This is a genomic window from Pseudoalteromonas sp. bablab_jr011 (genome assembly GCF_016464045.1).
In the GTDB taxonomy this organism is placed as follows: Bacteria; Pseudomonadota; Gammaproteobacteria; order Enterobacterales; family Alteromonadaceae; genus Pseudoalteromonas; species Pseudoalteromonas lipolytica.
Genome location: NZ_JACDWU010000185.1, coordinates 1 through 23,299 on the forward strand (window position 1 = coordinate 1; position 23,299 = coordinate 23,299).

Below are 23,299 nucleotides of genomic sequence, written 5' to 3' on the forward strand. Positions count from 1 at the left end.
AATGCGCGTGATTACAATCGCCAACTGGTTGAAGCGATGATCAAAGTGAAGGCGCTAAATAAGATCAACACCCTTGGTCTGCCTAAATATCAGTAAGTTAAGTGAGTTTATTAGAGAGCTGCATTTGATCAACAAGGCCTAGGGCTTAGTGAAATTAAGGTGGGTTCCTATTACTAAATATAACATGAAGAGTGTTGAATCTATCAGCCTAGTACATTCAGGCATAATTCGTTTTACTTGTTATTACCATTTAGGCGCATTGTTGAACTCTTTATCTCGGGTTATGCTGGATCAAAAAGGAGGTGACTATGAGTAAAATATTAACGGGTGGCTGTTGCTGCGGTGAAGTGAGTTTTCAGGTAACTGACAATTTTAAGCGTTTTTTCTTTTGCCATTGCGAGCAATGCCGTAAATTATCTGGCACTGCACATGCTGCAAATTTATTTACCTCACCCGATGCCATCAAATGGCTGAAAGGTGAGCATAATATTACACGTTTTAACTACCCAAATCGTGCATTGTCACGTGCATTTTGTAAAACCTGTGGCTCTGCACTGCCATTTGAATCACAAGATAGCAGCTATCTTTTGGTGCCAGCTGGTAGCTTAAACGAAGAGCCAAGCAAAGAGCTCGACGCACAAATATTCTGCGAAGAGCAAACCGAATGGCATAAAAATGGGTTAAATGGTAAAAAGCTGATTGGCTTTGGTCGAGATTAAGCTCATTTGATAAATACATAAAAGCATACTTACAGGTAAATAGTAAAGTTAGCGAGCTTAAAGGAAATAGCTTGTAGGAGGCGTTTTAACGCCGAACATTTAAAGTTCACGGCTGAAGCCGTTCCTACGCAGTTGGCGTGTAGCTCGGGCTTTAGCGCGATTTATGAGAATAGAGTGCGACACTATGTAGGCTGCTATAAGTATGTAGGCCGCTATAAGTGGCGGCGACCTACAAAGCAGAACACTTTCGATGTAGGAGGCGTTTTAACGCCGAATTTTTAAGGTTCACGGCTTAAGCCGTTCCTACGGAGTTGAGTGTGTAGTCCGGGCTTAGCGCGATTTATGAGACTAGAGTGCGACACTATGTAGGCTGCTATAAGTATGTAGGCCGCTATAAGTGGTGAACTACACAGCAGAACACTTTCGATGTAGGAGGCGTTTTAACGCCGAACATTTAAGGTTCACGGCTGAAGCCGTTCCTACGTAGCTGAGGGTGTAGCTCGGGCTTTAGCGCGATTTATGAGAATAGAGTGCGACACTATGCAGGCCGCTATAAGTATGTAGGCCGCTATAAGTGGTGACCTACACAGCAGAACACTTTCGATGTAGGAGGCGTTTTAACGCCGAATTTTTAAGGTTCACGGCTTAAGCCGTTCCTACGCAGTTGGCGTATAGGCCGGGCTTTAGCGCGATTTATGAGAATAGAGTGCGACACTATGCAGGCCGCTATAAGTATGTAGGCTGCTATAAGTATGTAGGCCGCTGTAAGTGGCGGCGACCTACACAGCAGAACACTTTCGATGTAGACGGCGTTTTAACGCCGAATTTTTAAGGTTCACGGCTGAAGCCGTTCCTACGTAGCTGAGGGTGTAGCTCGGGCTTTAGCGCGATTTATGAGAATAGAGTGCGACACTATGCAGGCCGCTATAAGTATGCAGGCCGCTATAAGTGGTGACCTACAAAGCAGAACACTTTCGATGTAGGCGGCGTTTTAACGCCGAACATTTAAGGTTCACGGCTGAAGCCGTTCCTACGCAGTTGGCGTATAGGCCGGGCTTTAGCGCGGTTTATGAGAATAGAGTGCGACACTATGTAGGCTGCTATAAGTGCTGACCTACAAAGCAGAACACTTTCGATGTAGGAGGCGTTTTAACGCTGAATTTTTAAGGTTCACGGCTGAAGCCGTTCCTACGGATTTGAGAGTGTAGGCCGGGCTTTAGCGCGATTTATGAGACTAGAGTGCGACACTATGTAGGCTGCTATAAGTATGTAGGCTGCTATAAGTATGTAGGCCGCTATAAGTGGCGGCGACCTACAAAGCAGAACACTTTCGATGTAGGAGGCGTTTTAACGCCGAATTTTTAAGGTTCACGGTTGAAGCCGTTGCTACATGAAAGCTTACATGTACTCGTTCGAACATGGTTGTCTCGCAAGTTGCACTAATCTTCTTTATTTGCCTTTTTCGCTAGAATTTCAACTTGTGCTTTATCTGTTACACCCGCCATGCTTAGTGCGGCACTGCCAACTGATTCGTAATTAAGCTCTATTTTATCAAGCTTAGCGTCGTTTTTATCGGGCAGACTTAAGCTTCGTGACGACATGCCTTTACTGAGAACACCTAAATTGTCGAACACTTTTTCTTCGCCGTCATTCATGATCACCTTAATACTTTTAAGGTTAACGGTGCCATGCGTGCATTTGACTTTTATATGACTATATCGGCTTTTAGTTAAAGGATTAACAGTGTCGGTTTCACTTTTAAAGCTGACCTTTTTTTCAGCAATTGATTTCCAATCATCGTCGCCTGCAACGCTCTGCAAGCTAAATAAACCGAAGAATAACGCAATAGAAAGTAACTTGATTAGTTTCATTAGAATCCCTCCAAAAAATTATTATCACTCAAAGATATAGCACATATTTATTTAAAGTGCCTCCGGTTCATCTATAAAGTAGAGCTATTTTTGATTTTAATTCGTATGAAGCAATACAGTTATATTTTCACCAACCTTACACAGCATGCTATGCTTGTTTAGTGTGCATAAGCTTATGGATTTTCAATGAGATATTACTATTGTTTAGTGTTGTTCCTGTTCTCAAATTCACTTTTAGCAAGTGCGTTACTTGATGTTAAACCCAGTAATAAAACACAGTTTTTGTCATTGATAAAAGCGAAGCAGGGGGACTATGCTCTTGTATCTGGCAGTGATGAAGTATGCAAAAGTGCACCGTTTTCTTTGGTTAAACAGCCCACACAAGGCTTCACTTTAGGAAGCCTAATAGACTTTAGTGATTTACATAACGGTACACAAACGAAGAAAATCCCTGATTTTTGCATCGTCACATCGAAATTCAAGTATTTCGTTAATGGCATAGTAAGAACTAATCGCTACAGTCGCTGTAATGATGAAAGTGACGAAGGGACGACCGTTGAAGATTTGCGCTTCGAGGATAACGATAAAATAACCTATACACTCAGCCAGCCTTCGGTTAGTTGTGTATTTGAAAAGCAATAATATGTTTTCTGGTAGGTTATTTAAGCCTATTATAGGCTTTTTGGCTGGAGCTAATTTACTCGATGACTAATCAATTCATTCAGGCATTTTTTGTGTTGGCTGTTTGTTTTATCGCTAGTTTGATTATTGACCGTGCGATAAAGCAGTTTCAACGTCGTTTTGACTCAACAGCACTTGAAACCTTCCGACTGATTTCGAACTCGCAGCGCGCTATTTTACTTTTTGTTGGCATTGTACTGGCTCTTTCTAAGTTAGGCTTCGATGTGGCTGCATTGGTTGCTGGGCTTGGTTTAACAGGTTTTGCACTTGGTTTTGCGCTAAAAGACGCAATTTCTAATTTGGTTGCTGGTGTGATGATTGTCCTTTATAAGCCGGTAAAACTTGGCAATTATATCGAAGTGAGTAATTCAAAAGGCACCGTAGTCGATTTAAATCTTCGTTATATAACTATTAAAGGTGAAGGGGCGATTCATTTAATTCCTAACTCATTAATTTTAAGCAATAAAGTATCTATCATTGAGCAAAAAGACGCTTCATAAATAAACGCACCCGTTACTTGGTGCGTAATATATCCTAAGTTTCTAAGCGGCGCTGTTAAGTCGCTTTTCTTTTGAACAATCACATCCTTGTTTAACCCGCTGTTTGTATCTATCAACTCTGTATACCGAGGGAGCTAAGCCAAACTGGCGTTTAAAGGCATTACAGAATGTCGCAGAATTACTAAATCCGCAGGATAGCGCAACCGCTTTAATAGACACTTTTTCCTCACAAAGCATGTTGCAAGCCAGAGTCAGTCTTTTCTTGGCAATGTAATCGCTATAAGTGGTGTTGAGATATCGTTTGAAATCCCGTTCTAACTTTTTCCTGTTAGGGTAATTAAGCGCCTCAGACAGCCAATTCATACTCATTTTATTACCTGCTTTAATACCTGTGTCGATTGTTTGATCTATACATTCTTTAAAATATTCACAAGAAGAAATGACTGCTCGCTTAGTTAAATCATTCATTATTAAACCTAGCTAATTATTCGAAGGGTGAATGTATCCTTTAAAGTGGTGTGCAATACCAATGTGCCGACATACTTGCTCGTCTTGAGGGAGTAAATCTGATGATCACCGTGTTAAATATGTCTTATCCATGATTAAATAAATACAAGAAGTAGAGCAAGTTAATCGCAATCGTTGTGAACGCTAAACAACATAATCATTGCGTTTATAAGCAATATGTTATGTTACAAACTCGCTCGCTTAATTAAGTAAATTGATATTTTACGTCTAAAGCTCAGTGTCTTTATTGGATACAAGCTAATGCTAATAAAAATCATTATCAAGTTCACTGTTAAGCCGCTTTAAATTGCGACAAACCCAGTGATATCAGAATTTTCTGATAGGATTGCTTTAAATGTATGCAACGATTTAGTTAGGTTAGGGGGGACTTGAGCAGAAAAAAGCAGCCGAGGCTGCTTCTTGATAGTTGCAAATTACATTTGAGATTGCAGGTAATTCTCAAGCCCTGCGGTTTTGATTAACTGTTGCTGTGTTTCAAGCCAGTCAATTTGCTCTTCTTGCTCATTTAAGATGTGATCAAGCGCTTCACGGCTGATGTAATCTTTTTTCTCTTCAGCAAGTTTAATTGCAGCTTTAAGATCAGGGAGTGAATCAAGCTCGAAGCTCATGTTTGCTTCAATCATTTCTTCAGAGTTTTCACCAATACGCAGACGACCAAGGTCTTGTAGATTTGGTAATCCTTCTAAAAACAAAATACGCTCAATTAAACGGTCGGCGTTTTTCATTTTTTGAATAGACACTTTATAGTCAGCTTTGTCTAATTTTGAAAAGCCAAAATCTTTAAACATACGCGCATGTAAAAAATATTGATTAATACCCACTAACTCATTTGCTAGTACTTTGTTTAGTGCAGCAATAACGCTTTTATCGCCTTTCATACGTGTAAACCTCTATTCGCCCATTTGAGATTGATGGTAGTTCTGGCTACCAATTTTGTCGATTAAACCAAGCTGCTGCTCTAACCAATAAACATGATCTTCTTCAGTATCGAATAATAGTTTTTCAAGTACTTCACGCGATTGATAGTCTTTTTCTTGCTCACAAATAGCAATGGCTTCTTTAACACAATCAACCACTTCAAGTTCAAGAGTGAGATCGTTTTGCATCATGCTTTTAACGTCGGTACCAATTAATAAATCACGACGCTTGGTCATGTTTGGTACGCCTTCTAAAAATAGAATACGTTTGATTAACCAGTCAGCGTGATCTTTCTCTTCTTCCATTTCGTGGTTAAGGCGTTCGTACAGCTTGTTAAGGCCCCAATCATCGTACATACGTGAATGGATAAAGTATTGATCTATAGCGGCTAATTCGTTTGCGAGTAGTTTATTAAAACTATCAATGACTTTCTGGTTACCTTTCATCGTGCTGTCCTCAAAATTCAAGTTGCGATAATTGTAGTATATAAAAATAAGATTGCAAACTTTTTCCTTGTAAATCAGTTATTTACTATTGATTGTGATTCTCGTTTAAGTTTGCGTTAATGGTTGATAAATGAACAATTTATCGTTTTTATTTAAAAATAAAAAAGCCCTTACGAAGAAGGGCTTAGTGTTTTATTAAGCGGCTGTTAAAAGCGATATGTCGCCCCTAATGTCACTGTTGTACCTAGGCCTTTTATGTTGTAAGCACCGTACGTGTATGATTGCGCACGAGCAGGGTAGTAATCGTTATTAAATAGATTTTCAACACCCATGAAGGCTTGCCAATTATGTGTAAACTTATAGCGGCCGCTCAAGTTGACAATATTGTAACTGCTAATTGGACCTTGATCGCCCACATAATCACCGTCTGCATTAGGTTCAAAGCGCTTACGCGAGCCAACATACAAGTAACTTGCGCTTAATGACAGTTCATCGTTAGGCGTCCAGTTTAAATTCGCAGTTCCTTTTGGTGGGCTAATTTGACGAGAACCTAAGTAAATATCGTCTTCAGTGTTTTTGCCTTCTACATAGCTGTAGGTTGCAACTAGCTTTAAGGTTGGGCTAATCGTGTAGTCAACAAGCGTTTCGTAACCCCAAATTTCTTGTGGTGCTCGTACGGGCTCATACACTCCGGTTGTCTCATTAAAACTGTTGGTCGTCCCAAACTCCGATGTACTTCGGTAGGCTGCAAATTCAAAACGAACATCATCAAACTGTGAGGTAAAACCAATTTCATAGTTGTCGATGATAGACGCTTCGGTTTGAATTAAACCAATATCATTCACAGTTGCTGCGCGTAACAAGCGGCCAATATCTGAAATGTCAGAGCCTTGTGAGTAATTTGCAAAGGGGCTAAAGGCTGCTAGCAAATTATATTTAATACCCACGTTATAGGTTGTTGCGTCGTAGTCAATGGTGTCGCCTTTTACACTCAGTGGCACTGAACATTGTGTTGCAGAGCGACAAAGTTTTAATGTTTCGTAGTCATCGACGCTTAAGTCAATGTTTTCTTGACGCACACCGGCTTTAACAACTAAGTCGTTATTGATAACCCATTTAGTCTGTAAAAAGCCTGCAACACTATTCATGTCCATTTCGGGAACCCAAATGCGGCCATCAACAAGGGGTTGTGATGTCACATCGTTTAAAGCATCTAAACCATAGATAAAGGTTGCTTCAATATTGTCAAAATCAACCAGGGTATTAAATGTCGCACGTGCGCCTTTTTTCTCTGAGCTGATTATTGACTGACCACCATCGTAGCCCTCATCTGGGTTCGCAAGGTTTGGCGAATAGAAGAATATGTTTTCGATATCCTGCATGTAGAGGTCGAGGGTCATTTGGGTATTATCAAACAAGGCGTAATCAGTGTATTTCAAGGTAATATTTTCGTTGCCTTCAGGGCCTTGTGGTTTACCTCGTTTTTGCAACTCTTTTGGCACATGTATCGCGTAGGTTTTTTCGCCATCGTTAATATTACCAACGACATCACCGAGATCTGTTTTTTGCTGAGAACTGAAAAAGTTATAGCTAAATTGCAGTTGTTTCTGATCGTCAAAATCATACCCCAGTTTAGTGAAGTAGTTTTCGGTTACGGCATCAGACAAACCATATTGCAAGCCCAAAATGTCGCCTTCGGCGTCACGTTGTACCCCGTTTTCTTCATAACTGGCAGTAAATAAGTAGCTTAATTTATCTGCGCGGCCATTAATAGCTGCTGAGAGGCGTGCACCTGCACTTTCTTCTAGTTTTACGGCACTAAAACGTGATGATAAGCTAATTTCACCTTCGGTTTTACCCTCACTTTGCGCTTGCTTGGTAATATAGTTAATTATACCGCCAGAAGCCCCATTGCCATAAATAGAGGTGGCGCCTTTAATAACTTCTATACGGGCTATTGCACTTGGATCAAGCGTTTTTATTCCTAAAGAACCATTACGAAGAGGTGTTGATTGTGGAACGCCGTCAATCATAACAAGTGGGGCGCGACCACGTAAACTTTGGCCTGTATTGCTTGAACTGCCTGTGTCAGGTGCAAGTCCGGGTACCATTTGTGACAGCAAACTTTGTAATTCTGGATTTACCTTTAAGTGTTCTTCAATTTCTTGTTGATTAATTATAGTCACAGAAGCAGGTACTTCATCAATGCTCTCAAAAACACGGCTACCAGAAACGACAACGTGCTCCATCTCTTCTGCTGTGAGTTTTTTATTGAGTGCATCATCAGCAAATGATTGGCTACTTATCACCAGTGCAATTAGGCTAAGCGATGTTTTTAACATGTTTGTCCTTGTTAAAAAAAGATAAATGAAATGAGTTATGGGGCGGCAGTGTAAATGTAAAGAACTGTAAAGGCAAGCTTAATGATAACTATTTGCAATAGTGTTGGCAGTTTAATCTCTACGATGTATGTAGCATATTAGCGATAGAGCTTGTCGGATTAACGCGTATGTTGTCAATTGCTGCAATAAATTAAAGGGTCGTTTTAAGTCATTAGAGAGTAGTATTGGCTTGAATAGAGATGTCTTGAATGAAAGCACTTTGAATTAACTTATCAGGTGCCGCTGTATTTCTAAGCGGCACCCAAATAAGTAATAAAACAATAGAGGTAGTCATAACTACAATTTGGCCCACTCTTTCTTTTGTATTGTTGGTATTAAAACCTATTTTACACATCAATCAATAATACTGGGTATGTTGAACTATCATGCTTTGCCCGAGAATATGAGCCATTCAAGGTGGCTAAATACAGTAGTATAATTAGCCAATGTAAACACTTCTTTTTGCTAAAAGCAGTGATATGCTCGGGGGTTCATGTTTTATCAGTTTAAGTTTAATTACGCGTTATTATCTAAAGTGGCGTTTGTACCAAAAGTAAAAACCCGACACAGTAAAAAATAAAGGTGACAGGGCAAACACAAGCCACAGTAACTGCACAATAGGCCCCGCAAAATCGCCGATATGGAATTTGTATTTAAAGTGCCATGTTTGTGTTGTCCACGAGCTTTTGCTGGCGTCGTAACTCGCGACGATATTGGCTGTATACGGGTTGGCCCATACCCAGCTATAGGCATGGCTTTCACCAGGGTTTTCGATGCGAAAACCAATGTTGTCAGTCGGTTTTTTAGGTAAATAAATTCTAAACAGTTTACCTTCAGGAAAAACAGTGAGTGCATTGTTATAGGCTTTTTGTACTTGATAAGGTGTTGTTTCTGAAGGGGGCAGCACGTCAGGTGGTTTAGGTCTGTCTTCAACCGTGCCTTGCATTACAAACTCTAATACCGCTTTAGTTTCTGTCTTCCAATTAAACGCCATGCCTGTGTATGCTATTAAAATAAGTGGCAGCAATAAATAGACGCCCAGCACGGTATGAAGTTGGTACATTAATACTCTAAATTTGGCTTTTGGTTTTATAGCTAGTCGCTTTAAACGGTTTTTAGGTTTAATCCAAATGTAAAATCCTAGTAATATTTCTAAAATAAGAATAAGCGCGCATAGTGAAACCCAGTTCCTCAAAGGGTGGTTTTTGTCGCCATCTTCGTAAAGCAACCAACGATGTAGCGCCATGGTAAATCCATACACCGTGCTGTAATAATCGTATTCGTATAAAATATCACCGGTGTAAGGGTTAACGCTCACATAACGATTATTGGCAAGTTGTAGTTGCCAAGCAAGATCATCACGCGCCTCAGGCATTAATAAAGTAACAGGTTGTTTAGTTGTGTTTGATACGCGTGCTATTAGTGGGTCAAAAGCGAGCGGTGAAGCTTGTGGAGTCACCGTCCATTTATCACCTTGTGTAAGGTACTGAATATCTTTTGCGTAAATAAGTAATGCGCCTGTTAAACTCAAGCAAATAAAAAAAAGGCCGCTTACTAAGGCAAGGAGTAAATGCGTACGGCGTAACCACAACTTCAAGAGGTGTTCCTTTACTTTGTTTTAAATACAAAGGTAAATTGTAAATGATAACAAGTAATATTTACACTAAAACTTGCTCAATAGTACACGCCTTAATAGCAAACTTATCCTGTAAAAATTGACGAATTTCCTTGTTGTCGATTATTTGGTGGGCACAAAACTTTAGTTCGCAATGCACGGTGTGTTCATCAAGCTGCCATGCTTTTATGTATTCAATATTTGAGATAGGAAATGCGCTTATCAGTTGTTCAGATACATGTGTTGATTCGCAGTGACTTGGTGCAACTTGCATTAAAATTTTACTGCTGGCAATTAAGAGCAATACGCCGTGGTATATCACATACACAGAGATAAGAATGGTCGCAATAAGATCGACAATATACCACTGATATAAAATGATCAGAGAGCCGGCAATAATAACGACGACAGAGGCCATAGCATCTGAAAGATTATGAATAAACGCAGCACGAATATTCATACTTTGATTAGCGCCAGCACGGTAGGTAAGGAATGCCGTTACTAGGTCAATAATCAGGGCTAACCCTGCAACCCAAATAACGATCCAGCCATCGATGGGTTCTGGATTTAGGTAACTTTTTATTGCTTCAATGATTAAGTAGCCACCAATTACAATTAAACTCAGGCTATTAAAAAGCGTGGCTAAGATTTCGGCGCGTTTATAGCCATATTGATATCGATTATTTGCTGGTTTAGCCCCAATTTTTCGTGCTATTAACGCAATAAATAACGATGATGCGTCACTTAAATTGTGCAGTGCATCAGCAATGAGCGATAGGCTTCCAGAAATGAGCCCCCCCACAATTTGTGCAAATGTAAGTAACACATTAATTAATACAGCAAGTAATAATTGCTGTGTGCTTTTGCTTTCTGCATCGTGATGGTGGTGATGTCCGTGTCCCATAAGCATACCTAGTTGCTGATTTCTTTATTTTTATATCATGTGAGCATCGCTTTTAAAACACTCGTTAGCAGTATGTATGGGGTGTTTCGTGTTTAGGTTTTACTGTTCAAATAAGTACTAATTTGTTAAGTTAACTCCGTTGTACCAATTATTAGGTGTTACGTGAAAGCAGCATTTGTTATTTTGATTAGTGTGTTATTGCTCCAGCCGTTGCTGGATAGCTTTGACGTGGCTGATCATAATGTTGCATTTAATCACACCTCAGCCCTGCTTTTAGAAGAGCTGGATCTTGAAGCCCACTGCGCAGCTAATGGCGATCATCAACAGCATCAATCTGAACATGCCGAGCTTGCTAAACAGTTATCTGACTCCGCCGAAAAAGGCCATTGTCATGTGTGTCACAGTCCTGCATTTGTTGATTCATTTACCCTTTCTGAACCCGTTTCAGTTTATTTTGCAAAAATTGAACTGTGAGAGCTTAATTTTAAGTCGGCAGATCTAACACCACTTCATCGCCCCCCAATCGCCTCTCTTACTTAACACTTTACTCCCTTGTCTTTGGGATTATTTTTTAAGGCAAGCTTGGGCTTAGCCTATTTTAAGTAAGAGAAAATTATGTATTTAAGAAATTTTATGCGCTACGCATTGTCGTGCGTATGCTTTATATATGTCACAAACAGTTTTGCGTCAGAGCAACTGCATGACCATCAAGAAAATGCAGAAACACTACACATTAACGAAGTAACCTTAACGCCACAGCAACAGCAATTAGCGAATATTAAGGTCGAACGCCTTGAACTCAAAACACACAGCCAAACCGTGTATGCACCGGGTGAAGTTAAAGCCAATGGCTATGCCAGTTATGTGGTTGCCCCTCGTGTTGATTCTATTGTTGTAAAACGCCACGCTTTACTGGGACAGCATGTTAATAAAGGTGATCCCTTGGTAACCTTGTTTAGTGGAGAGGTGGCAAGCCGACAAACCGAATTTAGGTTAGCCGAAGCTGAGTGGCAGCGGGTGAGTAAAATGACCCGTGGTACGGTGAGCGAAAAGCAGCTGCTTACTGCAAAAGCAGAGTACGAAGTGGCATACAGTCGCCTTGTCGCGTTTGGATTGTCTAAACACGCAATAGAACAAACACTGACTATCTCGCCTGAAAAACTCGGTGAATATACCTTATTTGCACTTACTTCGGGTGCTGTACTCACCGATAATTTTTCACAAGGTCAACGTGTCGATTCAGGTATTGAATTAATACTCATTGCAGATGAATCTGCGCTGTGGGTAGAAGCGCAACTTTCCTCAAACCAAGACCGCACGATTGCCAATGGTTCTGTTGCAACGATGCAGGTAAATGGAAACCGTTACCACGCTAAAGTTATTCAAGAGGCGCACACTATTGATGAGCAAACACGCTCACGGACAGTGCGGCTTGAAGTGAAAAATACCCAGCACAGCTTACACCCGGGCATGTTTGCAGATGTGTATTTTCACTTTACAACAGAGCAAGCTGTGCTTGCGGTTCCCGAAAACGCGTTAACACGCAGTGCCGATGGTGATTGGCAAGTTTTTGTGGTTGATGATGATGGTGGGTTTATTGCCAAAGAGGTGAGCGTAGGTAGAAATTTAGCACAATACCGTGAAATATCAGGTATCGAGCAAGGGGTTAACGTTGTTACTCAAGGCGCATTCTTTGTTGCTTCACAGCTCGCAAAAGGCGGGTTTGATCCGCATAACCATTAGAGGTGCCGCATGTTTAATTTATTAATCGAGTCGGTGATAAAAAACCGTTTCATCGTGCTATTAGCTTTACTTGCGGCCATTGCTCTGGGTGCATTAATGGTTCCAAAACTGAACTTAGATGCGTTTCCTGATGTGACAAATGTGCAGGTAGCTGTTAACACCGAAGCTCCTGGTCTTGGAGCGGAAGAAGTCGAGCAACTTATCACATACCCAATAGAAGCGGTAATGTACGCACTACCTGACGTTGAACAAGTGCGATCGATTTCAAAAACAGGTTTGTCGGGCGTGACGGTGGTGTTTAAAGAAGGCGTTGATATCTATTTTGCGCGGCAGTTAGTGTTTGAGCGCTTACAATCTGCTAAAGAGCTAATCCCTAACGGACTTGGCATGCCTACCATGGGGCCTAATACCTCTGGTCTTGGGCAAGTTTATCAATACTTACTTGAAGCAAAGCCCGATGCTGACATTGATAGCATGGCGCTGCGAAGCCTAAATGACTGGGTGGTTAAATTATTACTATTACCCATTGATGGTGTTACTGATATTTTATCGTTTGGTGGCGAAGTAAAACAGTATCACGTTAACCTCAACCCTAACAAATTACTTGCCTATAACCTAAGCCAACAAGATGTAAGCAATGCATTGCAAGCAAACAACAGGAATGTTGGCGGTTGGTATATGAACCGCGGTCAAGAGCAATTAGTTATTCGTGGCACTGGCTGGTTTTCGACCGGTGATAAAGGCCTGAGTGAAATTGCGCAAACCCCCATCAAAACGATTGATGGCACCGTAATTAAAGTCACTGATGTTGCAGACGTACAGCTTGGGAGTGAAATACGCCAAGGGGCAGTAACCTTATCGACTCGCGATGAAAATGGTGATGTTGTTAACCGAGGCGAAGTTGTAACTGGCGTGGTATTAAAAAGGATTGGTGCAAATACGAAGCAGACCATCGATGGTATTAACGAGCGTATTACAATGATCAACCGCGCGCTGCCTGAGGGCGTCAAATTCACGCCTATTTATAACCAAGCGGCACTTATTAGCCACGCGGTACAAACCGTTATAGATGCATTATTACTTGCATTTGTATTTATAATCATAGTGTTAGCGCTATTCTTGTTAGACTTAAGAGCAACATTCTTGGTTTTGCTGTCCATTCCAATTTCAATCGGCTTAGCGCTCAGTATTATGGCTTGGTTAGGGCTGTCGGCCAATTTAATGTCATTGGGTGGCATTGCTGTGGCTATTGGCATGCTGGTAGATGGCTCTGTTGTTATGGTTGAAAATATTTTTCGTCATCTAGGGCTAAAACATAATCAGGGTAAATCAAGCCGTGAGCTGGTTGCTGTTGCAGCAAAAGAAGTTGCTCGGCCAGTTTTCTTTGCGTCATTGATTATTTTAACGGTATTTTTGCCTTTATTCAGCTTTGAAGGCGTCGAGGCAAAGCTGTTCCAGCCTATGGCCGTCAGTATCATGTTAGCGATAGTAAGTGCCATGATTGTTGCCTTAGTCGTTGTGCCTGCGCTAAGTGTGTACTTTTTTGCTAAAGGCGTGACAGTTAAACACAGTAAGCTGCTACAACCCATTGAAAAGTTGTATCAACGAGCGTTACGACAGGCGTTACAAGCAAAACGGTTGGTGCTTGCTATTGCTGCTTTGTTATTGGTTACAGCCGCTATTTTACTTCCAAGGTTGGGGACTGAGTTTGTGCCCGAACTTGAAGAAGGTACGATTAATTTGCGGGTAACGCTTGCACCATCAGCCAGTCTTGAAACGGCAATCTCAGTGGCACCTAAACTGGAAGCCATGTTACTTGAATTTGCAGAAGTCGATTATGCACTTAGTCGGATTGGTCGAGCAGAAGTCGGTGGCGATCCTGAACCTGTTAACAACATAGAGATATACATTGGTCTTAAATCTCGCGAGCAATGGATAAATGCTAAAACACGTGTTGAACTCCAGCAGTTAATGGAAGAAAAACTTGAGCAGTTTCCTGGGCTCTTATTTAACTTTTCGCAACCCATCGCCACCCGTGTTGATGAACTATTATCGGGTGTAAAAGCACAGTTAGCAATCAAGTTGTTTGGTAGTGATTTAGCGGTGTTAAGTGAAAAAGGTCAGCAAATTGAGCAGCTAGTTAAACAAATACCCGGTGCTAAAGATGTGGCCATGGAGCAAATGGGCGGTGAGGCACAGTTAATTGTGAAACCTGATCGCTTAGCGTTATCGCGTTTTGGATTATCGGTTGCTGATTTAATGGAGGTTGTACAGCACGGAATTGGTGGACAAAGTGCAGGGCAAATTATCAATGCTAACGAGCGTTACGATATCTATGTTCGCATAGCAGAAAATTACCGGCAGAACCCGCGTGTAATTGCAGACCTTCGTTTACAAACCCCCTCGGGGGCGATTGTGAGAGTAGGTGATGTGGCTAAGGTAGCGATTGAATCAGGAGCATCCCAAGTACGCCGTGATGATGTACAAAGGCGCGTAGTTGTACAAGCGAATGTGCAAGGACGTGATATGGGATCTGTTGTTGCTGACATTCGCGCGATAATAGAGGATAAATTACAGCTACCGAGTGGTTACAGTGTTGCTATAGGTGGTCAGTTTGAAAACCAACAACGGGCACAGCAACGTTTAATGATTGTTGTGCCAGCGGCATTGTTACTGATTGCGCTATTACTTTATTTTGCATTTGGCAATGTATCGCAAGTATTGCTTATTTTAGTGAATGTCCCTTTAGCGGTAATAGGGGGGATTGTGGCTCTGTTTGTATCTGGGCAATATTTGTCGGTACCAAGCTCTGTTGGTTTTATTACTTTGTTTGGTGTTGCGGTATTGAATGGTGTGGTCATGGTAGAAAGTATTAATCATCGCCTTAAGGGCAAAGACGAAGTAGATGACGCGGTGTTTGATGGGGCAACCTCAAGGTTACGACCAGTGTTAATGACCGCATTAACTTCAATGTTAGGGCTTATACCCATGCTATTGAGCACGGGAATGGGGGCTGAAATACAAAAACCACTGGCAACAGTGATTGTTGGCGGTTTGATCAGCGCAACATTTTTGACCTTATTTGTCCTGCCTGTTCTTTATAAGTCGATGAGTAATAAATAACTGCCTAAGTGGCTTATTTGCAGAGGGGCGTAATCGCCCCTTTTTTAGTACTGAGTAATTCTGTAAAGGGCGTTTACACAACACGTAAGCCCTTATAAACTGGGCGCTATAATAATGAAGTAACATATGGAACAGACCGTGAGCAATCAAATTTCAATTCGTCCTGCAGTACCGAGCGACGCAGCAACTATCCTACATTTCATCAATGAACTAGCTATCTACGAAAAAGAACCATATGCAGTAAAGACTGATGAGAATGCTATTTTAAAAACTTTATTTAGTGAAGGTGCAACCGCTCACAGTGTTATTTGTTTAGAAGGTGACACAGCCATTGGTTTTGCCGTTTATTTTTATAATTATTCTACGTGGCTTGGTAAAAACGGTTTGTATTTAGAAGACTTATACGTCAGTGCTGATAGCCGTGGTAAAGGTGCAGGTAAAAAAATTATGCAATACCTTGCGAAACAAGCGCTAGAAAAAGACTGCGGTCGATTTGAGTGGGTAGTACTTGATTGGAATAAACCCGCGATTGATTTTTATGACAGCATTGGCGCTAAACCACAAAATGAATGGATTATTTATCGACTAACAGGGCAAGAGTTGATCGATTTTGCGAATCAGTAATATCACCAAATCACACAAACAATAAATACAAATAAAAATCATTTGCATTTAGTGTTTTGTCTGTGTAGTTTTAATACACAGGTTTTAAGTGCAGGTGATTTTTATGACACACACAACACATATCTCGGCCTTAGGTGCTCCAGCTATTGATGATGCATTAGCACCTTGGCAAAACGCTATTTATAACGGGAATCTGGCTTTTGAGTCTGGCGAATTAATCATTGCTCGCGATCACTACACGCAGGCAAGTGGTTGTGCAGAAACATTACTCACGCAATTTGCGAACTTACCACTAACCCCCACGGTTATTGACACATTAGAGCATTGTATTGCGGCCTTTGTAGTGGCGACTTTAAACCTTGCAGATACCTTTAAAGTTATGCAAAAACCTGAGCAAGCCTGTAGTTGGCTTTGCTATGCTCATCAACGGCTTAGTCATCTTTTAATGCACCCAGAGCAGCAAGTTCGCACACACGTATTACATCATCATCACAAAACGTATTTTGAGCTGGTGAAGTTTGCGAAAATGTCATCGGCATTTCCAACCCTCATCAATCGTATAAATCAGCTATTAGCTGAGCATCCCCACAAAACGCAGTTATTACATTAACGATAAGGAATCAGTATGCCTTTTACATTACCCTATTTAGCTTATGACTATGATGCACTCGAGCCTAATATTGATGCAAAAACCATGGAAATCCATCATACATTGCACCACCAAACTTATATTAATAAGGCGAATGCTGCCTTAGAAGGGAGTCATTATAGCGAGCAAGATGCCGAAACACTGTTGCGAACGATTGCTACAATGCCCGAGTCATTACAAAAGGCGGTGCAAGAGCATGTTGGCGGGCACCATAATCACTCATTATTTTGGCAAGTGATGACACCGAATGGGGTTGGCAAACCAAGCGGTGAATTACATACAGCGATCGTTGAAGCATTTGGCAGTTTTGATGAGTTTAAAGAGCAGTTTACTGATGCCGCTGTCAGTCGCTTTGGAAGTGGCTGGGCATGGTTATGTGTTGACGAAAATAATCAACTCGTTGTTGAAAGTAGTTTAAATCAAGACAGCCCGCTGATGCATAACCATACGCCTATTTTGGCTCTCGATGTGTGGGAGCATGCCTATTACTTAAAATATCAAAACCGCCGACCAGAATACATCGCTGCATTTTATAAAGTGATTAATTGGCCCGAAGTTGAGCGACGTTATTTAGCAGCGATTAAATAGTTAAGGTCCGAAACTGGCTAGTCAAAAAAATATATTCGGTTAAGCTATCGGTATTAGCTGATTACGAGAATCATTATGACTAGCCAACAATGGCGTACAGCAAGGCAAAGCCGTGATGCCCGATTTGATGGGGTATTTTTTGTCGCGGTAAAAAGTACCGGTATATATTGTCGGCCAATTTGTCCAGCACCGACAGCGCAAGAGAAAAATGTTGAATACTATCAGTACGCGCATTTAGCGGCACAGGATGGGTTTCGCCCTTGTATCCGGTGTCGACCAGATAGCGCACCGAATAGTCCCGCGTGGTTAGGAACTAAAACCACGGCGCTAAGAGCAAAGCAACTTATTGACAAAGGCGAGGCATATGATTGTGAAGTGCTGGCCGATAGATTAGGTGTGTCGAGTCGTTATTTGCGTCGTTTGTTTAATCAGCACTTTGGTCTTTCAATCACACAATATCGCTTATTCAATCAGTGTAATTTTGCTAAGCAGCTGTTACAAGAAACTGATTTATCGGTTGCTGACATCGCTTTTGCATCTGGTTTTAATAGTATTCGCCGTTTTAACGACGCATTTTTGAAGCAGCTTAATATTGCACCATCAAAATTGCGAAAAACCGATAAAAAACCAAGTGCAACGTTAAATTTAACCTTGGCGTTTCGTCCTCCTTATAACTGGCAGGCTTTACACGGTTTTTTACAGCGCCGCTTAATTAAAGGTCTCGAATGGCTTAGCGAAACAAGCTATGGGCGCACATTTAAAGACTCGCATTGCCAAGGGCAATTTACTGCTCAATTTGTTGAACAAAAAAATCATTTTAAAGTCACGATAGATATTGATAACACCCGCTATTTACAACAAGTGATCCATAACATTCGTCGTGTACTTGATTTAGATGCTGATACGCACACGATTGAAGCCCATTTAAATGCCGAACTTAATAATGCCATGCCATTGACACAAGGCTTACGCTTACCGGGTATTTGGTCGGATTTTGAAGCGGGTATTCGCGCAGTCTTGGGTCAACAAGTGAGTGTGACTGCTGCGCACATCTTGGTAACTAAGCTGGTCGCTGAGTTTAATCAAGCGAGTGATACCGTGTTTTTTCCATCTCCAGAATGGCTTGCCAATTCAGAATTGAGCTTTTTTAAAATGCCTCAATCACGCAAAGACGCTTTAAACCGGTTAAGTGCGTATTGTCATCAACATCCTGATAATCAAGAGCTTGATAATTGGCTGTCACTAAAAGGGGTTGGCCCATGGACAGTTAATTACGCTAAGCTGCGTGGTCAAAGTAACCCTGATATTTTACTTGCCGGTGACTTAGGCATTAAAAAGGCTTTAGCAGAGGTCGGTGAATTTGATAGTGAGCGCTGTGCACCTTTCCGTTCTTATTTAACATTTCAACTATGGCAACAATTATGAAAACGCAACAAGTTATTATGCCAAGCCCACTTGGCGATATTACCATTCAAAGCTCCTCAAAGGGCGTCAGTTATGTAGGTTTTTATCCTGTTGTTGCCATGCAAACTGAAACCGTTAACGAGCATACACTAACCCCGATTTTAATATGCATGAGCGAGCTTAACGAATACTTCAAGGGCGAACGTACACATTTTAGTGTGCCGCTTGACACACAAGGGACGGCGTTTCAGCAAACAGTGTGGCGTGCGCTAATGGGGGTTGAATTTGGTAAAACCAAGAGTTACCTAGATATAGCACAGGCTATTAATAACCCAAAAGCGGTGCGTGCAGTGGGCGCAGCCAATGGTAAGAACCCAATTAGTATTATAGTGCCATGTCATCGGGTAATTGGTGCAAGCGGAAAACTAACGGGGTATGCCGGTGGACTAGACCGTAAAGAATGGCTACTTAAACACGAAGGAATTTTGTAAAAATCCTGTTTTTACTTCTACACTGTTATCAGTTAACTAAATTCGTAGTTTATTATGACAGTGACGTTGTTTTTTATTAGATTTTTACTTGTTCTTTTTATCGTACTTTCTCTGCATTGTCAGGCAAAAAGTAGTGCGCCATTGCCCCTGACCTTATGTTATGCGGACCACGCGCAAGCACCTCTGTTTGTTGGTGCTAAACATGAAATACCCCTTGTTGAACCTACGGCGCAATTAGCGGCGCTTGCTAAACTTGATAATGCACTTGAATCCGTAACTTTTAAGTTTGTAAAAATGCCATGGTCACAGTGCATTACAGCGATTAAGCAGGGTCGAGTCGATGCATTTATAGCGGGATTTAGCCCACAAAAATCCCGTTATGCTGTATTTCCGGTTACTAATAAAGGTGTACCGATTGCTAAATTTGCCTTTGCAAGAATGAGCCAATGCTTAATTGGAAATCGTCGCTTTCATACCAAATGGCAATCTCGTGAAGTGTTACAATCAAAGGCATTTTCTTTGGCCGTTGCAAATGGGCTTTTTGTGGGAGAAGCGGCCAGCGAAGAGGCGTTTTTTATTGAACACACGTTTACTCAGCAGCAGGCTATAGAACGCGTATCAGAGGGGCGAGCCGATGCGGCTTTAGTGCTCTGCCAAATCGAAAATAATAAACTTGATTTATCGGTATACCATCGACAGAAGCTGGCACCTGTCTATCCGCCTTTAAATACGGTGACAGCGTACTTGGCTTTTTCAAATGAGTTTTATGTTAAGCATCAGAATGAGGCTGTTGTTATTTGGCAGCAACTTTTAAAGCAGAATATCCCATTGACCTTTGCAAAACAGATGCAAAACTCCCCACATTTAGAGATGAGCAGCTACGGTGCAAAAGAGTAAGGTAATAGATGATGTTATTGCATGATTAGGGTAGCATATTGCGACTTTAAATTTTGGGCAACATCATGGCACAGCTGTACTTTTATTATTCTGCAATGAATGCGGGTAAATCAACCACACTTTTACAATCGGCATTTAACTACCGCGAACGTGGTATGGAACCAGTGATTTTAACCGCTGCGATTGATGACAGAGCGGGCGTTGGCAAAGTATCGTCACGGATAGGTTTACAAGCTGATGCACATATTTTTGATGCCGACAAAGATGTATTTGAGCTAATCAAATCGTTGAACGATCAGAAAAAGCGTCATTGTATTTTAGTTGATGAGTGTCAGTTTTTATCTAAATTGCAAGTGATGCAATTAACCGATGTGGTCGATGAACTGGGCATTCCTGTTCTTTGTTATGGTCTTCGTAATGATTTTAGAGGTGAGTTATTTAGTGGCTCGCAGTATCTTTTAGCGTGGGCGGATAAGCTTATTGAGCTAAAAACCGTATGCCATTGCGGTCGTAAAGCAAACCACGTTTTACGCACCGATGAGCAAGGCAATGCGATTGCTGATGGTAATCAAGTTGAAATTGGCGGCAACGACCGATATGTATCGGTGTGCCGCAAACATTATAAAGCCGCGTTAAATCTCTGCCGCTAAAGCATCAATAAAGCAGTTAATATCGTGCTTAGTGACCCCTAAATGCGTCACTAAGCGAAGTGGTTTGCCTGCTGAAAAAAGTATATTTTTCTCTTTTAGCTTATTAGCAACAGCTTTTAAATCAATAGCTTCATCGACATTTGCGTACACAATGTTGGTATCGATTTGAAAAGGTGTGGTATCAAAGCCTGATAATGAATTTAATTTTTCAGCGAGATAAGCCGCATTATCGTGATCGTCACTTAGTCGGGTGACATGATTCTCAAGCGCATATTGCCCCGCTGCGGCAAGCATACCCGCTTGGCGCATACCACCACCAAGCACTTTACGCCAGCGGCGAGCTTTATCAATGAGTGCTTTGTTACCCAATAATAATGAACCCACAGGGGCGCCTAATCCTTTTGATAGACAAATAGACACTGAATCAAAGTATTGGGTGATTTCAGTAATATCGACACCTAACTTAACTGCTGCGTTATACACACGCGCACCATCAAGGTGAAGTGCAAGGTTGTGTTTATTAACACATTCTCTTGCTTGTTCAAGGTAACTTAATGGCAGTACTTTGCCTCCAATGGTGTTTTCAAGGCTGAGTAGTTTCGTTTTTGCAAAGTGAAAGTCATCCGCTTTAATAGCTGCAACCACCTTGTTTAAATCAATGGTGCCATCGGCGTTATTTTCAATCGGTTGTGGTTGAATCGACCCAAGTACGGCGGCACCGCCACCTTCAAACTTATAGTTATGTGCTTGTTGGCCACAAATGTACTCATCACCACGTTCGCAATGCGCCATTAAAGCAAGTAAATTTGCTTGCGTACCAGAGCTGCAAAAAAGCGCACTTTCGAACCCATGTCGCTCAGCAGCAACGTGTTCTAATTGGTTAACGCTTGGGTCATCACCGTAAACATCATCACCAACGGCAGCATTATTCATAATTGCACGCATATCGGCTGTAGGTTGAGTGACTGTGTCTGAACGAAAGTCGATCATGTTATTACCCTTATACAAGTTGGTTAAGAATGGCTTCGCGGTCTGCTTGGTCAAAGTAACTCCAAGCGATAAAGCGGCTTATTTTTTGGCCTTGTGCCATTTTTATTGTTTTAACGTCTTTGACATCAAGCGATGCGAGTTGTTTTTTGAGTTGTGGGAGTGTTTCTGACTTTGATACTAAAGACGTAAACCAAATACACTGCTCACTGAACTCTTGGCTTTCGGTGATCATTTTACTGATGAACTCGCGTTCGCCACCTTCACACCAAAGTTCGTTTTCTCTGCCCCCAAAGTTGAGTTCTTTTTTAGGGGTTTTATTTAAATTTTTCCACTTACGCTGTGAACCTGTTTGTGCCTGCTGTTCATTGGCATGAAATGGCGGGTTACATAAGGTTAAGTGGAACACATCTTTATCAGTGATAACGCCTGTAAACATTTTATTGCTGTTATCTTGTTGCTTTACTGATATTTTTAAACGGTTAAATTGCGCAATTTGCTTGGCAATTTTAACGGATAAGGTATCGATATCAGACCCTGTAAAATGCCAGCCATACTCATGTTGACCAATTAACGGGTAGATCAAATTTGCACCTGTGCCAATATCCAGCACTTTAACTTGCTTACCTGTAGGGATTTTACCTTGGTTATCACTGGCTAATAAGTCTGCTAGATGATGAATGTAATCAACTCGACCGGGTACAGGAGGACACAGATAATTGTCGGGCAAATCCCAAAAATCAATTTTGTATTGGCTTTTTAATAATGCTTGATTAAGGGTTTTCACTGCCATTGCATCTGAAAAATCGAGAGTCTCACTGCCGGTTGGGCTTTGTGTTATAAACTGAGAAAGAGCCGGAGTATCTTTACATAATAAAGTAAAGTCGTAGCCATTGAGGTGGCGATTTCGCGGATGCATTAAATAAACCTATCTGTTAGCAATGTTCAGTACAGATTGTATCAAATTAATCATTACAAAGTGTTGTTTTTAGGTTTTTTTAAACAGGCAGGGTGGTCAGAAATTTTATTGGTTTCTGTTAGCATAAAATGACTAAAAACCAATTTTCATGCATTTAACTTTCTAATTTTAAGCGTTAACTGAATTAACAAAGGTAAGCTAAGTGATAAAGTCATGTGTGTTCTTAAATGCAGTTTATCTGTTTGATAATCGAGGCAAAGTAATCTTTTCATTAATACGAGTCATAAAACGGCTATGAATAACAATTAAAAGCTGGTAAATTTTAATTTCAACTAACTGAAAAGTAATAAAAATAATGATAAAAAAATACTTAAAGGAATGGGTATAACGCTCTTAGTTATAATTTGCTTGTTTGTAATCCTAGCGGTTTGGACTTCATTTAAAGCGTCAGGATATAAAGAAACAGCGATACCTTATTTAACCCCGGCATTAACTGAAATATCTAAATGGGACGCACAAACAGGCCTTGTTGATCAAATGCAGCTCTCTAATAAACTCACTTAACTTACTGATATTTAGGCAGACCAAGGGTGTTGATCTTATTTAGCGCCTTCACTTTGATCATCGCTTCAACCAGTTGGCGATTGTAATCACGCGCATT

At 41.1% G+C, this 23,299-nt stretch carries 22 protein-coding genes; 13 read left to right on the forward strand and 9 right to left on the reverse strand.

Annotated features, from left to right (window positions below; genetic code table 11):
• Positions 1-308 precede the first annotated feature (308 nt).
• The gene (locus JIG41_RS10420; RefSeq protein WP_199524698.1) at positions 309-719 is read left to right on the forward strand and encodes a GFA family protein; all 411 of its coding nucleotides are present in this window, start codon (positions 309-311) and stop codon (positions 717-719) included.
• Positions 720-2,158: 1,439 nt separating this feature from the next.
• Here JIG41_RS10420 and JIG41_RS10425 read toward each other — a convergent pair.
• Positions 2,159-2,590: a hypothetical protein gene (locus JIG41_RS10425; protein ID WP_036972851.1), complete on the reverse strand. Its 432-nt coding sequence runs from the start codon at positions 2,588-2,590 to the stop codon at positions 2,159-2,161.
• Between the two features lie 186 nt (positions 2,591-2,776).
• On the opposite strand from JIG41_RS10425, the gene JIG41_RS10430 reads away from it, so the two are divergent.
• Complete coding sequence (locus JIG41_RS10430; protein WP_199524699.1) at positions 2,777-3,232, forward strand: hypothetical protein; 456 nt, start codon at positions 2,777-2,779, stop codon at positions 3,230-3,232.
• 62 nt (positions 3,233-3,294) lie between these two features.
• The gene (locus tag JIG41_RS10435) at positions 3,295-3,771 is read left to right on the forward strand and encodes a mechanosensitive ion channel family protein (RefSeq protein ID WP_199524700.1); all 477 of its coding nucleotides are present in this window, start codon (positions 3,295-3,297) and stop codon (positions 3,769-3,771) included.
• Positions 3,772-3,813: 42 nt separating this feature from the next.
• Here JIG41_RS10435 and JIG41_RS10440 read toward each other — a convergent pair whose 3' ends face one another.
• The 6 genes from JIG41_RS10440 to JIG41_RS10465 all read right to left on the reverse strand — a co-directional run bounded on the left by JIG41_RS10440 (position 3,814) and on the right by JIG41_RS10465 (position 10,563).
• Positions 3,814-4,239 carry an AraC family transcriptional regulator gene (locus tag JIG41_RS10440; protein WP_036972845.1) on the reverse strand — a complete coding sequence of 142 codons (426 nt, stop codon included), beginning with the start codon at positions 4,237-4,239 and terminating at the stop codon, positions 3,814-3,816.
• 473 nt (positions 4,240-4,712) lie between these two features.
• Positions 4,713-5,177: a bacterioferritin gene (bfr, locus tag JIG41_RS10445; RefSeq protein WP_036972843.1), complete on the reverse strand. Its 465-nt coding sequence runs from the start codon at positions 5,175-5,177 to the stop codon at positions 4,713-4,715.
• 12 nt (positions 5,178-5,189) lie between these two features.
• On the reverse strand, positions 5,190-5,663 hold the full coding sequence (gene bfr, locus JIG41_RS10450) for a bacterioferritin (protein ID WP_036972840.1): 474 nt from the start codon (positions 5,661-5,663) through the stop codon (positions 5,190-5,192).
• 206 nt (positions 5,664-5,869) lie between these two features.
• On the reverse strand, positions 5,870-8,005 hold the full coding sequence (locus tag JIG41_RS10455) for a TonB-dependent receptor (RefSeq protein ID WP_199524701.1): 2,136 nt from the start codon (positions 8,003-8,005) through the stop codon (positions 5,870-5,872).
• A gap of 565 nt (positions 8,006-8,570) precedes the next feature.
• Positions 8,571-9,641 carry a PepSY domain-containing protein gene (locus tag JIG41_RS10460; RefSeq protein WP_199524702.1) on the reverse strand — a complete coding sequence of 357 codons (1,071 nt, stop codon included), beginning with the start codon at positions 9,639-9,641 and terminating at the stop codon, positions 8,571-8,573.
• Between the two features lie 61 nt (positions 9,642-9,702).
• Positions 9,703-10,563: a cation diffusion facilitator family transporter gene (locus tag JIG41_RS10465; RefSeq protein ID WP_199524703.1), complete on the reverse strand. Its 861-nt coding sequence runs from the start codon at positions 10,561-10,563 to the stop codon at positions 9,703-9,705.
• Positions 10,564-10,725: 162 nt separating this feature from the next.
• On the opposite strand from JIG41_RS10465, the gene JIG41_RS10470 reads away from it, so the two are divergent.
• The 10 genes from JIG41_RS10470 to JIG41_RS10515 all read left to right on the forward strand — a co-directional run bounded on the left by JIG41_RS10470 (position 10,726) and on the right by JIG41_RS10515 (position 20,732).
• Complete coding sequence (locus tag JIG41_RS10470) at positions 10,726-11,037, forward strand: hypothetical protein (RefSeq protein WP_199524704.1); 312 nt, start codon at positions 10,726-10,728, stop codon at positions 11,035-11,037.
• Between the two features lie 141 nt (positions 11,038-11,178).
• The gene (locus tag JIG41_RS10475; protein WP_199524705.1) at positions 11,179-12,306 is read left to right on the forward strand and encodes an efflux RND transporter periplasmic adaptor subunit; all 1,128 of its coding nucleotides are present in this window, start codon (positions 11,179-11,181) and stop codon (positions 12,304-12,306) included.
• Positions 12,307-12,315: 9 nt separating this feature from the next.
• Positions 12,316-15,429, forward strand: coding sequence for an efflux RND transporter permease subunit (locus tag JIG41_RS10480; protein WP_199524706.1), 3,114 nt, complete (start codon positions 12,316-12,318; stop codon positions 15,427-15,429).
• Between the two features lie 126 nt (positions 15,430-15,555).
• Positions 15,556-16,053 carry a GNAT family N-acetyltransferase gene (locus JIG41_RS10485; RefSeq protein WP_206770753.1) on the forward strand — a complete coding sequence of 166 codons (498 nt, stop codon included), beginning with the start codon at positions 15,556-15,558 and terminating at the stop codon, positions 16,051-16,053.
• A gap of 103 nt (positions 16,054-16,156) precedes the next feature.
• Complete coding sequence (locus tag JIG41_RS10490) at positions 16,157-16,663, forward strand: hypothetical protein (protein ID WP_199524708.1); 507 nt, start codon at positions 16,157-16,159, stop codon at positions 16,661-16,663.
• Between the two features lie 15 nt (positions 16,664-16,678).
• The gene (locus JIG41_RS10495; RefSeq protein ID WP_199524709.1) at positions 16,679-17,290 is read left to right on the forward strand and encodes a superoxide dismutase; all 612 of its coding nucleotides are present in this window, start codon (positions 16,679-16,681) and stop codon (positions 17,288-17,290) included.
• Positions 17,291-17,365: 75 nt separating this feature from the next.
• On the forward strand, positions 17,366-18,715 hold the full coding sequence (locus JIG41_RS10500) for a DNA-3-methyladenine glycosylase 2 family protein (protein WP_199524710.1): 1,350 nt from the start codon (positions 17,366-17,368) through the stop codon (positions 18,713-18,715).
• The gene (locus tag JIG41_RS10505; RefSeq protein ID WP_249406640.1) at positions 18,712-19,185 is read left to right on the forward strand and encodes a methylated-DNA--[protein]-cysteine S-methyltransferase; all 474 of its coding nucleotides are present in this window, start codon (positions 18,712-18,714) and stop codon (positions 19,183-19,185) included. Before JIG41_RS10500 ends, JIG41_RS10505 begins: the two co-directional genes overlap by 4 nt.
• Before the next feature lie 54 nt (positions 19,186-19,239).
• The gene (locus JIG41_RS10510) at positions 19,240-20,082 is read left to right on the forward strand and encodes a transporter substrate-binding domain-containing protein (RefSeq protein WP_199524711.1); all 843 of its coding nucleotides are present in this window, start codon (positions 19,240-19,242) and stop codon (positions 20,080-20,082) included.
• A gap of 65 nt (positions 20,083-20,147) precedes the next feature.
• The gene (locus tag JIG41_RS10515) at positions 20,148-20,732 is read left to right on the forward strand and encodes a thymidine kinase (RefSeq protein WP_065979110.1); all 585 of its coding nucleotides are present in this window, start codon (positions 20,148-20,150) and stop codon (positions 20,730-20,732) included.
• Here the strand turns inward: JIG41_RS10515 and ltaE are convergent.
• Complete coding sequence (gene ltaE, locus JIG41_RS10520; protein ID WP_065979111.1) at positions 20,715-21,722, reverse strand: low-specificity L-threonine aldolase; 1,008 nt, start codon at positions 21,720-21,722, stop codon at positions 20,715-20,717. The two genes, JIG41_RS10515 and ltaE, sit on opposite strands and share 18 nt — an antisense overlap.
• Positions 21,723-21,732: 10 nt before the next feature.
• Complete coding sequence (gene rlmF, locus JIG41_RS10525) at positions 21,733-22,638, reverse strand: 23S rRNA (adenine(1618)-N(6))-methyltransferase RlmF (RefSeq protein ID WP_065979112.1); 906 nt, start codon at positions 22,636-22,638, stop codon at positions 21,733-21,735.
• Between the last annotated feature and the right edge of the window lie 661 nt (positions 22,639-23,299).